General features: G+C 60.5%; 11 protein-coding genes. 2 read left to right on the plus strand and 9 right to left on the minus strand.

Annotation, left to right across the window (positions count from 1 at the left end; translation table 11 throughout):
- Positions 1–2: 2 nt before the first annotated feature.
- The 4 genes from PseAD21_RS18245 to PseAD21_RS18260 all read right to left on the minus strand — a co-directional run bounded on the left by PseAD21_RS18245 (position 3) and on the right by PseAD21_RS18260 (position 5,632).
- Positions 3–1,952, minus strand: a complete 1,950-nt coding sequence (locus tag PseAD21_RS18245; protein ID WP_102356884.1) for an acetyl/propionyl/methylcrotonyl-CoA carboxylase subunit alpha — start codon at positions 1,950–1,952, stop codon at positions 3–5.
- Complete coding sequence (locus tag PseAD21_RS18250; protein ID WP_102356885.1) at positions 1,952–2,767, minus strand: gamma-carboxygeranoyl-CoA hydratase; 816 nt, start codon at positions 2,765–2,767, stop codon at positions 1,952–1,954. Before PseAD21_RS18250 ends, PseAD21_RS18245 begins: the two co-directional genes overlap by 1 nt.
- Positions 2,768–2,780: 13 nt before the next feature.
- The gene (locus tag PseAD21_RS18255; RefSeq protein WP_102356886.1) at positions 2,781–4,385 is read right to left on the minus strand and encodes a carboxyl transferase domain-containing protein; all 1,605 of its coding nucleotides are present in this window, start codon (positions 4,383–4,385) and stop codon (positions 2,781–2,783) included.
- 83 nt (positions 4,386–4,468) lie between these two features.
- On the minus strand, positions 4,469–5,632 hold the full coding sequence (locus PseAD21_RS18260) for an isovaleryl-CoA dehydrogenase (RefSeq protein ID WP_102356887.1): 1,164 nt from the start codon (positions 5,630–5,632) through the stop codon (positions 4,469–4,471).
- Positions 5,633–6,004: 372 nt separating this feature from the next.
- Between PseAD21_RS18260 and PseAD21_RS18265 the strand changes: the two genes are divergently transcribed.
- Complete coding sequence (locus PseAD21_RS18265; RefSeq protein WP_102356888.1) at positions 6,005–7,702, plus strand: AMP-binding protein; 1,698 nt, start codon at positions 6,005–6,007, stop codon at positions 7,700–7,702.
- A 667-nt stretch (positions 7,703–8,369) separates the two neighbouring features.
- Here PseAD21_RS18265 and PseAD21_RS18270 read toward each other — a convergent pair.
- The 3 genes from PseAD21_RS18270 to PseAD21_RS18285 form a co-directional block, all read right to left on the minus strand.
- Positions 8,370–9,269, minus strand: coding sequence for a hydroxymethylglutaryl-CoA lyase (locus PseAD21_RS18270; protein ID WP_102356889.1), 900 nt, complete (start codon positions 9,267–9,269; stop codon positions 8,370–8,372).
- 144 nt (positions 9,270–9,413) lie between these two features.
- Positions 9,414–9,815, minus strand: coding sequence for a MerR family DNA-binding transcriptional regulator (locus tag PseAD21_RS18275; protein WP_064117756.1), 402 nt, complete (start codon positions 9,813–9,815; stop codon positions 9,414–9,416).
- A gap of 197 nt (positions 9,816–10,012) precedes the next feature.
- The gene (locus tag PseAD21_RS18285) at positions 10,013–10,942 is read right to left on the minus strand and encodes a LysR family transcriptional regulator (protein WP_027614626.1); all 930 of its coding nucleotides are present in this window, start codon (positions 10,940–10,942) and stop codon (positions 10,013–10,015) included.
- Positions 10,943–11,099: 157 nt separating this feature from the next.
- Between PseAD21_RS18285 and PseAD21_RS18290 the strand changes: the two genes are divergently transcribed.
- Positions 11,100–12,329, plus strand: a complete 1,230-nt coding sequence (locus tag PseAD21_RS18290) for an acyl-CoA dehydrogenase (protein ID WP_102356891.1) — start codon at positions 11,100–11,102, stop codon at positions 12,327–12,329.
- A gap of 145 nt (positions 12,330–12,474) precedes the next feature.
- Here the strand turns inward: PseAD21_RS18290 and PseAD21_RS18295 are convergent, their stop codons facing one another.
- Positions 12,475–13,809, minus strand: coding sequence for a substrate-binding domain-containing protein (locus tag PseAD21_RS18295; protein WP_102356892.1), 1,335 nt, complete (start codon positions 13,807–13,809; stop codon positions 12,475–12,477).
- 159 nt (positions 13,810–13,968) lie between these two features.
- Positions 13,969–14,781 (minus strand): exodeoxyribonuclease III, encoded by an 813-nt coding sequence (gene xthA / locus PseAD21_RS18300; protein ID WP_102356893.1) that lies wholly within the window; start codon positions 14,779–14,781, stop codon positions 13,969–13,971.
- Between the last annotated feature and the right edge of the window lie 164 nt (positions 14,782–14,945).

Genomic DNA, 14,945 nt, shown 5'->3' on the forward strand with positions numbered 1-14,945 from the left:
ATTTACACCGCTTCCAGTTCAACCAAGGCGCTGCCTTCGCCAACCATTTCGCCTTCCTGGCAATACAGCGCCTTGATCACTCCCGCATGGGGCGCACGGATGCTGTGCTCCATCTTCATCGCCTCCAGCACCACCAGTTGCGCACCGGCCTCGACCGCTTGCCCGGCCTCCACCAACACTCGCACGATGCTGCCGTTCATTGGTGCAGTCAGTCCACCCTGATGGCTGTGGCTGGCGTCGACGGCGCTGATCGGGTCGTAGGTTTCGATGCGGCGCAGTTCACCGTCCCATTGCAGGTACAACCCATCGCCCTGGCGAATGGCACGCAAGGTACGGCGCACACCGTCGTGCTCGACCACCAGTGCTTCGCTCGACAGTTTGGCGTTGCCAGCAGTGCTCAAGGTCAACGCCCGATCCTGACCTTCGCAGCTCAAGTGCAAGGTGATTTCCGTCGGCAGACCTGCGCGCAAACCATTGTTCAGCGCCCATGGCGAACCCGGATCGTCGGCCCGTACTGCGCCCGACAGACTCTGCGCGAACGCCTGCGCGGCGGTCTGCCAGAACTCATCGCTGAGCTCACCCGGCGCCGGCAACAGCTGTTCCTGATGGCGCGGAATAAACCCGGTATCCAGCTCCGCCGCGGCAAAGGCCGGATGCGCGATGATCCGCCGCAGGAAGTTGATGTTGGTCTTCAAACCGCCAATCGCGAACTCATCGAGCATGCTCAACAGTCGCAGGCGTGCCTGTTCACGATCCTCGCCCCAGGCAATCAGCTTGCCGAGCATTGGGTCGTAGAACGGCGAAATCTCATCGCCTTCTTCAACCCCGCTATCGACCCGTCGTCCCAGGCCAGCAGCCGATTCACGATACAGTTCCAGACGCCCGGTCGCGGGCAGGAAGTCATTCGATGGGTCTTCGGCATACAGCCGCACTTCAATCGCATGGCCATTGAGCGGCACCTGATCCTGGGTGATCGGCAACGCTTCACCGCGCGCTACACGAATCTGCCACGCCACCAGATCGAGGCCGGTGATTGCTTCTGTGACCGGGTGCTCAACTTGCAGGCGCGTGTTCATTTCCATGAAGAAAAACTCACCCCGCGCATCGAGCAGGAACTCCACGGTGCCGGCGCCGACGTAACCGATCGCCTGTGCCGAACGCACCGCCGCTTCGCCCATGGCGCGGCGCAGCTGCGGGGTCAGACCTGGCGCCGGGGCTTCTTCGACGACTTTCTGATGGCGGCGCTGGATCGAGCAGTCACGCTCGTTGAGGTACAGGCAGTTGCCGTGCTGGTCGGCGAACACCTGGATTTCCACGTGACGTGGTTTGAGCAGGTATTTCTCCACCAGCATCCGCGAATCGCCGAACGACGACTGCGCCTCACGCTGGGCCGAGGCCAGGGCTTCGGCCAACTGGCTGACATCCTCGACCACTTTCATGCCCTTGCCGCCGCCACCGGCAGTGGCCTTGAGCAGCACCGGATAGCCAATGCGTTCACAGGCATCGCGGAAGGTTTCCAGATCCTGCGCTTCGCCGTGGTAGCCCGGCACCAGCGGCACGCCAGCGGTTTCCATCAAGGCCTTGGCCGCAGACTTGCTGCCCATGGCGTCGATGGCCGAAGCGGGCGGGCCGAGGAAAATCAGTCCTGCCTGTTCAATAGCACGAGCGAAACCGGCGTTCTCCGACAGAAAGCCATAACCTGGGTGAATCGCCTGCGCGCCGCTGGCCTTGGCCGCCGCGATCAGTTTGTCGATTTGCAGATAGCTGTCGGCGGCTTTGCTGCCGCCCAGGTCGACACGGATATCCGCTTCCCGGCTGTGCCGTGCTTCGCGGTCGGTGGCGCTGTGCACGGCAACGGTGGTCAGGCCCAGCGCCTTGGCGGTACGCATGACCCGGCACGCGATTTCGCCACGGTTGGCCACCAGCAGGGTGGTGAGAACAGGTGCGTTCATCAACGCGGCTCCTTGGTGGTGGTTGCGGCTTGCCAGCTGGGTGCACGTTTTTGCAGGAAGGCGCGCAAGCCTTCCTGGCCTTCAGGGCTGACGCGGATGCGGGCGATGGCGTTTTCGGTGTAGCGGCGCAGGGCCGGAGTCAGCGCACCGTTGCCGACTTCGCGCAGCAGGTCTTTGCTGGCGCGCATCGCGGCGGGGCTGTTGAGCTGCAAGTTATCGATCCATTGCTCGACGGCTTGATCAAGCTCGGCGGCCGGGTAGCTCTCGGACAGCAAACCGATCTCCCGCGCCCGCTGCCCACCGAAGCGTTCGGCGGTCAGCGCGTAACGACGGGCGGCGCGTTCGCCAATGGCCTGCACCACGAACGGACTGATCACCGCTGGTGCCAGACCGATGCGCACTTCCGACAGGCAGAATTGCGCGTCATCGGCGCCAATCGCCATGTCGCAGCAACTGATCAGGCCCAGCGCGCCGCCAAACGCCGCGCCTTGCACCACGGCCAGGGTCGGGATTTTCAGCTTGGCGAGGTTGTACATCAGCTCCGCCAGTTCGCGGGCGTCGTCGAGATTGGTGTGGTAATCGAGCTCGGCCGATTGCTGCATCCATGCCAGGTCGGCGCCGGCGCTGAAGTGTTTGCCGCGGCCGCGCACCAGCAGAAAACGCAGGCTGGCGTCACTGGCCACCTTGTCGAGAGCGAGGATCAGCTCGCGGATCATCTCGGCGTTGAACGCGTTGTTCTTTTCGGCGCGGTTGAGCCACAGCGTCGCGAAACCCCGTGGGTCGCTCTGCAGTTCGAGGGTGTTGAAATCACTCATGAGATTCTCCCGATCACATCCGGAACACGCCGAAGCGGCTCGGTTCGATAGGCGCGTTCAACGACGCGGACAAGGCCAGGGCCAGCACATCGCGGGTCTGCGCCGGGTCGATGACGCCGTCGTCCCACAGTCGTGCGCTGGAGTAGTAGGGGTGACCCTGCTCTTCGTACTGGTCGAGGATCGGTTGCTTGATCTCGGCTTCCTGCTCGGCGCTGAAGGCCTGGCCGCTGCGTTCAGCCTGTTCACGCTTGACTTGCACCAGCACGCCGGCGGCCTGCTCGGCACCCATCACGCCGATGCGCGCATTCGGCCACATCCACAGGAAGCGCGGATCGTAAGCCCGCCCGCACATGCCGTAGTTACCGGCGCCGAAGCTGCCGCCGATGATCACGGTGAATTTCGGCACCTTGGCGCAGGCCACCGCCGTCACCAGTTTTGCGCCGTGCTTGGCGATGCCGCCGGCCTCGTATTTCTGCCCAACCATGAAGCCGGTGATGTTCTGCAAAAACAGCAGCGGGATACCGCGCTGGCAGGCCAGTTCGATAAAGTGCGCACCTTTCTGCGCGGCTTCGGCGAAGAGGATGCCGTTGTTGGCGAGGATCGCGATCGGGTAGCCGTGCAGGTGGGCAAAACCACAGACCAGCGTGGTGCCGAACAGCGCCTTGAATTCATCGAACACCGAGCCGTCGACCAGCCGCGCAATCACTTCGCGCACGTCGAACGGCTGCTTGGCGTCGGCCGAGACCACCCCATACAACTCATCGCTGGCGTACAGCGGCGCAATCGGCGTGCGTTGTTGCACCTCGCCGAGCTTGCGCCAGTTGAGGTTGGCAACGCTGCGGCGGGCGAGGGCGAGGGCGTGTTCGTCGCTCTCTGCGTAATGGTCGGCCACCCCGGAAATCTTGCAGTGCACATCGGCACCGCCGAGGTCTTCAGCGCTCACCACTTCACCGGTCGCAGCTTTCACCAGCGGTGGGCCGGCGAGGAAGATCGTCGCTTGGTTGCGCACCATGATCGCTTCGTCCGCCATCGCCGGCACATACGCGCCGCCAGCGGTGCACGAGCCCATGACCACGGCGATCTGCGGGATGCCCATGGCACTCATATTGGCCTGGTTGAAAAAGATCCGGCCGAAGTGTTCGCGATCCGGGAACACCTCGTCCTGACGCGGCAGGTTGGCGCCGCCCGAGTCCACCAGATAAATGCACGGCAGACGGTTCTGCTGGGCGATAGTCTGCGCGCGCAGGTGTTTTTTCACGGTCAGCGGGTAGTACGAGCCGCCCTTCACCGTCGCGTCGTTGGCGACGATCATGCACTCGACGCCTTCGACCCGGCCGATCCCGGCGATCACGCCTGCTGCTGGTACGTCTTCGCCATACACCGCGTGCGCGGCGAGCTGGCTGATTTCCAGGAAGGGTGATCCGGGGTCGAGCAGACGATTGATCCGCTCACGCGGCAGCAGTTTGCCCCGCGAGGTGTGACGTTCCTGGGCTTTCGCGCCGCCACCCTGCGCCACTTGGGCGAGCAGGGTGTGCAGGGCGTCGACCTGTTCGAGCATCGCCGCGCTGTTGGCGGCGAACTCTGCTGAACGGGGATTGAGCTGGGTATGCAGGATCATGGCTTACTCCGTAAGCAGCTATGAGCGGCAAGCTAAAGCTGTTCCCTCGCAGCTTGAAACTTGCAGTTCGCAGCTGACGAAATTCATTTCGTTTCGTTGAACAGTTCGCGGCCGATCAGCATGCGGCGGATCTCACTGGTGCCGGCACCGATTTCGTACAGCTTGGCGTCACGCAGCAGACGCCCGGCCGGGAATTCGTTGATGTAACCATTGCCGCCCAGAATCTGGATCGCGTCGAGGGCCATTTGTGTGGCGCGCTCGGCGGTGTAAAGGATCACCCCGGCGGCGTCTTTACGGGTGGTTTCGCCGCGCTCGCAAGCCTGGGCCACCGCGTACAGATAGGCGCGGCTGGCGTTGAGCTGGGTGTACATGTCAGCGACTTTGCCCTGGATCAGCTGGAATTCGCCGATGCTCTGGCCGAACTGTTTGCGGTCGTGGATGTACGGCACGATCAGATCCATGCACGACTGCATGATCCCGGTCGGGCCACCCGAGAGAACCACACGCTCGTAATCGAGGCCGCTCATCAGCACTTTCACGCCGCCGTTGAGTACGCCGAGGATGTTTTCTTCCGGCACTTCGACGTCATCGAAGAACAGCTCGCAGGTGTTGGAGCCGCGCATGCCGAGCTTGTCGAACTTGTTGCTGCGGCTGAAGCCTTTCCAGTCGCGCTCGACGATGAACGCGGTGATGCCGTGCGGGCCCTTTTCCAGGTCGGTTTTGGCGTAGATCACGTAGGTGTTGGCGTCGGGGCCATTGGTGATCCAGGTTTTGCTGCCATTGAGGACGAAACGATCGCCGCGTTTGTCGGCGCGCAGTTTCATCGAAACCACGTCGGAACCGGCGTTTGGCTCGCTCATGGCGAGGGCGCCGACGTGTTCGCCGCTGATCAGTTTCGGCAGGTATTTGGTTTTCTGTTCGTGGTTGCCGTTGCGGTTGATCTGGTTGACGCAGAGGTTGGAATGCGCGCCGTAGGACAGTGCCACCGAGGCCGAACCGCGGCTGATTTCTTCCATCGCCACCACGTGCGCCAGGTAACCCAGGCCCGCGCCACCGTACTCTTCCGGGACGGTGATGCCGAGCAGGCCCATGTCACCAAACTTGCGCCACATGTCGGCCGGGAACAGGTTGTCGCTGTCGATCTGCGCGGCGCGCGGAGCGACCTCTTTGGCGACAAAGGACTGAACCTGATCGCGCAGCATGTCGATGGTTTCACCGAGGGCGAAGTTCAGGGATGGATAGCTCATGGGTCACCTTTTGGCTTTTTTGTAGGGCGGGGAGGGCAGTCATTCGGCTCTCACCTTTACGTTAACGTAAGCCTGTGATGAATGGCTGTCAATCACCCTTTACGTTAACGTCAACTTGAGCGAGAGTAGGGGCAGTTCAAGATTGAAAACGGAATGCTTTTTTTGTGGGAGCGGGCTTTTGTGGTGAGGGGATTTATCCCCGTTCGGCTGCGAAGCAGTCGTGAAATCTGTAAATCTGATTTGTCAGGAGATATGCAGGGGCGGCTTCGCCACCCAACGGGGATAAATCCCCTCGCCACAAAGGCCAACCACAAAGCTCCCCGCAAAAAGTGCAATCCGGTAAACCCACTAATAAAGACAATAGGGGTCGTCATGGATCAACCCAGTGCAAACCCGCAGCGCAGCTACACCCGTGGTTCCCAGGACAAAGCCTTGCTGGCGATGACCATCGGGCAGCAGTTCGACCAGACGGTGGCGCAATACCCCGACGGCGAAGCGCTGGTGGTGCGTCATCAGCAGTTGCGCTACTCCTGGCGGCAACTGGCCGACACGGTGGATCTGCACGCCAGAGCTTTGCTGGCGCTGGGTTTGCAGGCGGGGGATCGGCTTGGCATCTGGGCGCCAAACTGCGCGCAGTGGTGCATCACACAAATCGCCACGGCGAAAATCGGCGTAATTCTGGTCAACATCAACCCGGCCTACCGCAGCTCCGAACTGGAGTACGTGCTCAAACAGTCCGGCTGCCAGTGGCTGGTGTGCGCCGGGGCGTTCAAGTCCTCGAACTATCACGGCATGTTGCAAGGGTTAGTGCCGGAACTGGCCGAGCAATCCATTGGCCAACTGCGCAGTGAACGTTTGCCTGAGTTGCGCGGGGTGATCAGCCTCGATCCGCAGCCGCCGTCAGGTTTCCTGCCGTGGTCGCAACTGACTGATATGGCGAGCAGCGTCTCTGCCAAACAACTCAGTGAACGCAGCGACAGCCTGCACTTCGATCAACCGGTGAACATTCAGTACACCTCCGGCACCACCGGTTTCCCCAAGGGCGCGACCCTCAGTCACTACAACATCCTCAATAACGGTTACATGGTCGGCGAAAGCCTCGGCCTGACCCCGAGCGACCGCCTGGTGATCCCGGTGCCGCTGTACCACTGCTTCGGCATGGTCATGGGCAATCTCGGCTGCATCACCCACGGCAGTACGATGATTTATCCCAATGACGCTTTCGATTCGCTACTGACCCTGCAAACCGTCGCTGAAGAACAGGCCACCGGCCTCTATGGCGTGCCGACCATGTTCATCGCCATGCTCGATCAACCGCTGCGTGCCGACTTCGATCTGTCGAGCCTGCGCACCGGGATCATGGCCGGTGCCACGTGCCCGATCGAGGTGATGCGCCGGGTCATCAGCGAGATGCACATGAGCGAAGTGCAGATTGCCTACGGCATGACCGAAACCAGCCCGGTGTCGCTGCAAACCGGGCCGGCAGATGAACTGGAACTGCGCGTCACCACCGTCGGCCGCACCCAGCCACAACTCGAAAGCAAAATCATCGACGAGGCCGGCAATCCAGTGCCACGCGGCACCATCGGCGAGCTGTGCACCCGTGGTTACAGCGTAATGCTCGGTTACTGGAACAACCCGCAGGCCACCGCCGAGGCCATCGATGAGGCCGGCTGGATGCACACCGGCGACCTGGCGAGCATGAACGATGAGGGTTACGTGAACATCGCCGGGCGTAACAAGGACATGATCATTCGCGGTGGCGAGAACGTTTACCCGCGTGAACTGGAGGAGTTCTTCTTCACTCATCCGGCGGTGGCGGACGTGCAGGTGATCGGCATTCCGTGCTCGCGTTACGGCGAGGAGATTGTCGCCTGGATCAAATTCCACCCCGGCCACAATGCCTCCGAGCTGGAGCTGCAAACCTGGTGCAAGGAGCGCATCGCGCACTTCAAGACGCCGCGTTACTTCAAGTTCGTCGAAGAGTTTCCGATGACGGTGACGGGCAAGATTCAGAAATTCAGGATGCGTGAAATAAGCATCGAGGAACTGAAAACAATCGAGCGGTAAGCACAATCCCTGTGGGAGCGGGCTTGCTCGCGAATGCGGAGTGTCAGGCGACAAATTTGTACCTGATGCACGCGCATTCGCGAGCCAGCCCGCTCCCACAATGGAGATAGAGTATTTTCAGGAATCACAGAAAGCACAAAGGGGAGCCGAAGCTCCCCTTTAATTTTGTCGTCGCGTGCTCTTTCTTATTATTGAGAGGCGGTCTGTTGTTGTTTTTGGCAACCGTGGCCCTTTACCGCTGTTTTTGGCGACCCCCATCCGGGGTCAAGAGCAAACGTATTTTTTTGAGCGCTGATCTGCTTTCTCGTTAAACGATCCAACCGATTCGGGAGCTACCTGAAGGTAGTTTTATTGTTCTCTGCCCGGTTGCGGGTCACTCCTGAGAGCACCCTGAAAAGCACACCTTCTCCAAAAAAATCTGTTAGCTGCGTCTCTGCCGTGTTGTTTTTGTTATGTCAGAGTCGGTACGTCTTGTTTTTATTGGTTTGCTGCTTTTTATTCTTGTTATGCCATAGAGATAGCAGAAGCCGTGCCAACTTTTTAAAATCCTTGTAAATCAATGGTTTGAGTTTTTTGAAGGATTTTTCTTTCAGCGCAATCCAGAAAATTTGTTTCCGTGTTACTCGTCTATGCCCACGTTTCGGACACAGCGGTAACACCTTCGCCCTCACTGTGCGCTACGGGCCTTGGCCACACGCGAACCACTCGGGCGACCGAGCACCGCACTGATCTGCCGACCTGCGGCAATCAAGGCGTCGAGGTCGATACCGGTCTCGATGCCCAGGCCGTTGAGCAGGTACACCACGTCTTCGGTGGCGACGTTACCGCTCGCGCCTTTTGCATATGGGCAGCCGCCGAGGCCGGCGATAGAGCTGTCAAACACCGCGATGCCTTCCAGCAGGCTGGCGTAGATATTGGCCATGGCCTGGCCGTAGGTGTCGTGAAAGTGCCCGGCGAGTTTTTCTCGTGGGACCTGCGCCGAGACCACTTCGAACAGCTTACGGGTCGCGCCTGCCGTGCCGGTGCCGATGGTGTCGCCCAAGGACACTTCATAGCAGCCCATCGCGTACAGCTCCCGGGCAACCACCGCCACTTGCTCCGGGGCGACCGTGCCTTCATACGGGCAGCCGAGCACGCAGGACACGTAACCGCGCACGGTAACGCCGTGATGTTTCGCCGCTTCCATGATTGGCGCAAATCGCGCCAGGCTTTCGCTGATCGAGCAATTGATGTTGCGCTGCGAGAACGCTTCGGACGCAGCGGCGAACACGGCGACTTCTTTTACGCCGGCGGCCAGCGCGTCTTCAAAGCCGCGCAGGTTCGGCGCCAGCGCACCGTAGGTCACGCCGGGTTTGCGCTGGATCTGCGCGAACACTTCAGCGGAGCCGGCCATCTGCGGCACCCATTTCGGCGAGACGAAACTGCCGACTTCGATGTAACCCAAACCAGCGGCGCTCAAGGCGTCGACCAGTTGCACCTTGTCAGCCACGCTGATCGGCTGGGCTTCGTTCTGCAGGCCATCGCGCGGGCCGACTTCGATCAGGCGTACTTGGGAGGGGAGGGACATGGGATTGACCTGCTCTTTTGAAATCGTGGAGAACCCTTGTAGGAGTGAGCCTGCTCGCGATCGCGGTAGACCAGTCAACATGACTGTTGAATGTGAAATGGCAATCGCGAGCAGGCTCACTCCTACATGGGGATTTGTGTAGGTTTACTGAACCGCCTGCTGACTCTTGAGCGTCTGCTCCAACGCCTGCACGCAGCGTTCTTCAGCGGTGTCGAGTTCCAGTTTCATCTGTTCGATGTCGAGCAACTGCTGCTCCAGCTGTTCGCGGCGTTCGCTGATTTTCGCCAGCATGCTGTTGAGCTGTTTGGTGTTACCGCTGGACGGGTCGTAGAGTTCGATCAACTCGCGGCATTCGGCCAGCGAGAAACCGATGCGCTTGCCGCGCAGGATCAGCTTCAGGCTGACCTTGTCGCGCGGCGAGTAGATGCGTTCCTGGCCACGGCGCTCAGGGCTGAGCAAGCCCTGCTCTTCATAAAAGCGGATCGCCCGGGTGGTGATGTCCAGCTCGCGGGCGAGGTCGGAAATGCTGTAGGTCTGGCTGCTCATGAAAGCGCTCGAAAAAAGGTCTTGGCGCTAAGCTAATGGCGAGTTGACGTTTACGTCAAGCAGGATGATCTGTGGTGTATTTGATGGCCCCTTCGCGAGCAGGCTCGCTCCCACTTCCGACCGCGTTTCTCCAGATAAAATGCAATCCACTGTGGGAGCGAGCCTGCTCGCGAAAAACGATAACGCGGTAAAAAGCCCTACACCTTGTCGAGCTTCTTCTCCTGCGCCGCCACCTGCTGGCACAACTCGATGATCTGCTCGCGCATCCAGCGGTTGGCCGGGTCCTGATCGGTGCTTTCATGCCAGTAAAGGTGGGTCTCCAAGGGCGGCACGTCGTTGACCGGCAGGTTGAACGCATGCAAGTCGTTACGCCGGGCAAAGCGCTCGGGCACCGTCATCACCATGTCGGTCTGTTGCATGACCTGGGACGCCATCAGGTAATGCTGCGAACGCAGGGCGATCTTGCGTTGAATGCCCATTTTGCCGAGTGCCAGATCGACATAACCCAGACCGCTGCGGCGGCTGGAGATATGGATATGCGTCAGCGACAAATAATCATCCAGCGAGAGTTTTTCCTTGCCCGCCAGCGGATGGCCCTTGCGCATCGCGCAGACGTAACGGTCTTCCATCAGCTTGACGTGGCGCACCTGCGGGTCGGTGTTGAGCGGCGCATCGACGGCGAAGTCCAGCCGTCCGGCGGCCAGTTCCTTGGTGGTTTCGCGACGTTTGGACAGGAAGCTTTCGATGATCACCGTCGGCGCCAGACGGCGCAGACGCTGGAACAGCGGCGGCAGAATCACCGCTTCAGTGAGGTCGGTCATGCTGATGCGGTAAGTCTTGACCGCTTGGGCCGGGTTGAAGATCCGGCTCTCCTGCACCGACACCCGCAGCAATGACAGCGCGTTGCGCACCGGACCGATGATGTTCTGCGCCATCGGCGTCGGCACCATGCCCTGGGCGGTGCGCACGAACAGCGGATCGTTGAAGGTCTCGCGCAGCCGCGCCAACGCGTTGGACACCGCCGGCTGGGTAATGCCGACAATCTGCCCGGCGCGGGTCAGGTTGGCTTCGGTGTAGATCGCGTCGAAGACGATGAAAAGGTTGAGGTCGACCTTACTCAGATTCATAACGCGGCTTCTCTTGTTCTATGGGCTGACAATCAGCGGATCATATATCGGTGATGAATGTTTATACACGCCGAGAATAGGCTAGGTAAATTATCAGCGCTGTTCTAGCATCGATTGCATGATCTGAACAACCTCTGCCGAAAGAAGGTAATTGCTCATGGATTTCGCTTATTCGCCCAAGGTGCAAGAACTGCGTGAGCGCGTGACCGCGTTCATGGACGCTTACGTTTATCCGGCCGAAGCCGTGTTCGAACGCCAGGTTGCCGAAGGCGATCGCTGGCAGCCGACCGCGATCATGGAAGAGCTCAAGGCCAAGGCCAAAGCCGAAGGCCTGTGGAACCTGTTCCTGCCGGAATCGGAGCTCGGCGCGGGCCTGACCAACCTCGAATATGCGCCGTTGGCGGAAATCATGGGCCGCTCGTTGCTCGGGCCGGAGCCGTTCAACTGCTCGGCGCCGGACACCGGCAATATGGAAGTGCTGGTGCGCTACGCCAATGAAGAACAGAAACAGCGCTGGCTCGAACCGCTGCTGCGCGGCGAGATCCGCTCGGCGTTCGCCATGACCGAGCCGGACGTGGCCTCGTCCGACGCCACCAACATGGCCGCCCGCGCCGTGCGTGATGGCGACGAGTGGGTGATCAACGGCAAGAAGTGGTGGACCTCCGGCGCCTGCGATCCACGCTGCAAGATCCTGATCTTCATGGGCCTGAGCAATCCCGATGCACCGCGCCACGCGCAACACTCGATGATCCTCGTGCCGGTCGACACCCCCGGGGTGAAAATCGTCCGTCCGTTGCCAGTGTTTGGGTACGACGATGCACCGCACGGTCATGCCGAAGTGCTGTTCGACAACGTGCGTGTGCCATACGAAAACGTATTGCTGGGTGAAGGACGCGGCTTCGAAATTGCTCAGGGTCGCCTTGGCCCGGGGCGGATTCACCATTGCATGCGTTCGGTCGGCATGGCTGAGCGCGCTCTGGAGTTGATGTGCAAACGTTCGGTGAGCCGCACCGCATTCGGCAAGCCGCTGGCGCGTCTGGGTGGCAACGTCGACAAGATCGCCGACTCGCGGATGGAAATCGACATGGCCCGCCTGCTGACCCTGAAAGCGGCGTACATGATGGACACCGTGGGCAACAAAGTGGCAAAAAGCGAGATCGCACAGATCAAGGTCGTCGCGCCGAACGTCGCGCTGCGAGTGATCGACCGGGCGATCCAGATCCATGGCGGCGCCGGGGTCTCGAACGATTTCCCGCTGGCCTACATGTACGCCATGCAACGCACCCTGCGCCTGGCCGACGGCCCGGACGAAGTACACCGCGCGGCGATCGGCAAGTTCGAGATCGGCAAATATGTGCCGAAGGAGCTGCTGCGCAGCGAGCGCTGATTCAGCACCGCGTTATCGTTCTTCGCGGGCAAGCCCGCTCCCACAGGGATCTCCACTGAACACAAATTTTGTGTACGCCAGAGAAAACTGTGGGAGCGGGCTTGCTCGCGAAGGGGCCGGTGCATCCAGCACACCGACATCAGGCTCAATACACCCAAACCTCAACCCGCCGATTCTTGATCCGCCCTTCATCCGCGCTATTGGTCGCCACCGGCATCAGCGCGCCAAAGCCGCGCACCTCACGCAACACCACGCCGTTCTTCACCAACTCGCGCCGCACCGCCATGGCCCGCAACTTGGACAGCAGGTCAGCCCGCGCCGGGTCGTCTTTCTCGTCACCAAAACCCACCAGTGTCACCGCGCGTTCGGTCTTGTCGTGGCGCTTTATATAGTCGAACACCCGCGCCAGATCCTGACGCGCCTTGTTGTCGAGGCTCGCGCTGCCTTCTTCGAAACGGAAGTTGACGGTCAGACGCTGGGCGTGACGGCTGAGGGATTGGTAACCCTCGGGCATCAGCGCATTTGGGGTGACGGTCATCGCGTGCACGGTCTGGCTGATGAAACCGTTGGCCGCGACAATCTTCTGGCCCTGTGGACTTTGCGCAAATGCCACCAGCGCTTTCGCCCAAGGATTCTGGCTGTCAGGCGGCAGATAAAAGAACAGGCGGCGGGACAGCGGATAGTCTTCCGTCGCTATCAGACTGTTGAGCGGCAGCATCGATTGCGACGCGCCGTCAGCGATGGCCACGGCTTTGGCCTGGCGTACATACGGCAGGCCGATGAAGCCGATGCCCTGCTGATCGCTGCTCACGGCATCGGACAATTGCTCACTGGATTCGAAGCGTTTCGCCGTGGCACTCAGACTTTTCCCGCGACGACTCAGTACCAGTTCCTTGAACGTGTCGTAGGTGCCGGACTGATCATCCCGCGCATAGAGATGAATCGCACCGCCGCGACCGCCGAGGTCCTCCCAGGTTTTCACCTCACCGGCGAAGATCCGCGCCAGTTGCTCGGTGTCCAGTTGCTTCAGCGGATTTTCGGGATGCAGGATGATCGCCAGGCCATCGATGGCGATGACTTGCTCGGCCTCATGGTTCTTCATGTCGCCCAGCGCTTGCAGGCTGAGGAGTTCGCTGTCCTTGATCGGGCGGGAGGAGGCGGCCAGGTCGGCAGTGGCGCTTTTCAGCGCGGTGAAACCGGTGCTGGAACCGTGGGCGGCGACTTCAATCACGACCCGTTTGCCTTGTGCGTTCTGGCCAACAATGTGTTGTTCGTTGGCGGTGTCGGGGTTTTCGCGGTGGATCTTCAACAGGCCCTGTTCCTGCAAAAAACCTTCGACCAGCGCGGGGCCGAGATCGGCGCCAATGGTGTTGGAACCCTGAATGCGCAGTGCCGGGCCGTTTTCCGGGATGGGCAGGGTGGCGGCAGACACCGACAGCCATGCACTCAACACAAAGACGAACAGAACACGCAGGGTCATGCCGGCACCGAATCAAGCCAAGGGGATTGCCGGGGAGATTAAGTCAGGCGCATGACCAAAACATGACAAGGATCCAATTGCAGGCCTTCGCCTGTGGTGAGGGGATAAATCCCCTCACCACAGGCGAAGGCCTGCAAGGGAAATGTGTTGAGTTCGGGATCAGGCCAGCTCAAGCCAGATCGGCGCATGGTCGGAAGGTTTCTCCATCCCGCGCAGTTCATAGTCCACACCGGCATCTTTCACCCGCGGTAACAGGCCGTGGGAGGCGAGGATCACGTCGATCCGCAGCCCACGTTTCGGCTCATCCTCAAACCCACGGCTGCGGTAGTCGAACCAGCTGAACATGTCGGTCACGTCCGGGTTCAGGTGACGATAGCTATCCGTCAGGCCCCAGTTTTTCAGGCGGGCCATCCACTCGCGTTCTTCTGGCAGGAAGCTGCATTTGCCGGTTTTCAGCCAGCGCTTCATGTTGTCCGGGCCGATGCCGATGTCGCAGTCTTCCGGGGAAATGTTCACGTCGCCCATCACCACCAGCGGCTGTTCGTTGTGGAACTGGCTTTCCAGCAAGGTTTGCAGGTCACTGTAAAAGCGTTGCTTGGCCGGGAACTTGGTCGGGTGGTCGCGGCTTTCGCCCTGTGGGAAGTAGCCGTTCATGATCGTCACCGGTACACCATTGGCGTCGGCGAAGGTGCCCCAGATGAAGCGGCGCTGGGCGTCTTCTTCATCAGTGGCGAAGCCTTTGTGAATGGCAATCGGCTCGTTGCGCGAGAGCAGGGCAACGCCGTAATGGCCTTTCTGGCCGTGGAAATAAACGTGATAGCCCAGCGCGCGCACTTCTTCCAGCGGGAACTGGTCGTCGTGGACCTTGGTTTCCTGCAGGCCGATCACGTCTGGCTGATGCTTTTCGATCAGCGCTGCCAACTGATGCGGACGGGCGCGCAGTCCGTTGATGTTGAAGGAAACGATCTTCATGGTCGGCAGTCCTGGCAAAAGGGCGATGCTAGCTGACATGGGGGAGATGGGCCAGTGTGGGGTGGGAGAAATCATTTTTGGTTGTGGGATTTGTGTTGTCTGCAATGGCGCCATCGCGAGCAGGCTCACTCCTACATTTGGAATGCGTACCCCTGTAGGAGTGA

Origin of the sequence: Pseudomonas sp. AD21 (assembly GCF_002878485.1) — a bacterium.
In the GTDB taxonomy this organism is placed as follows: domain Bacteria; phylum Pseudomonadota; class Gammaproteobacteria; order Pseudomonadales; family Pseudomonadaceae; genus Aquipseudomonas.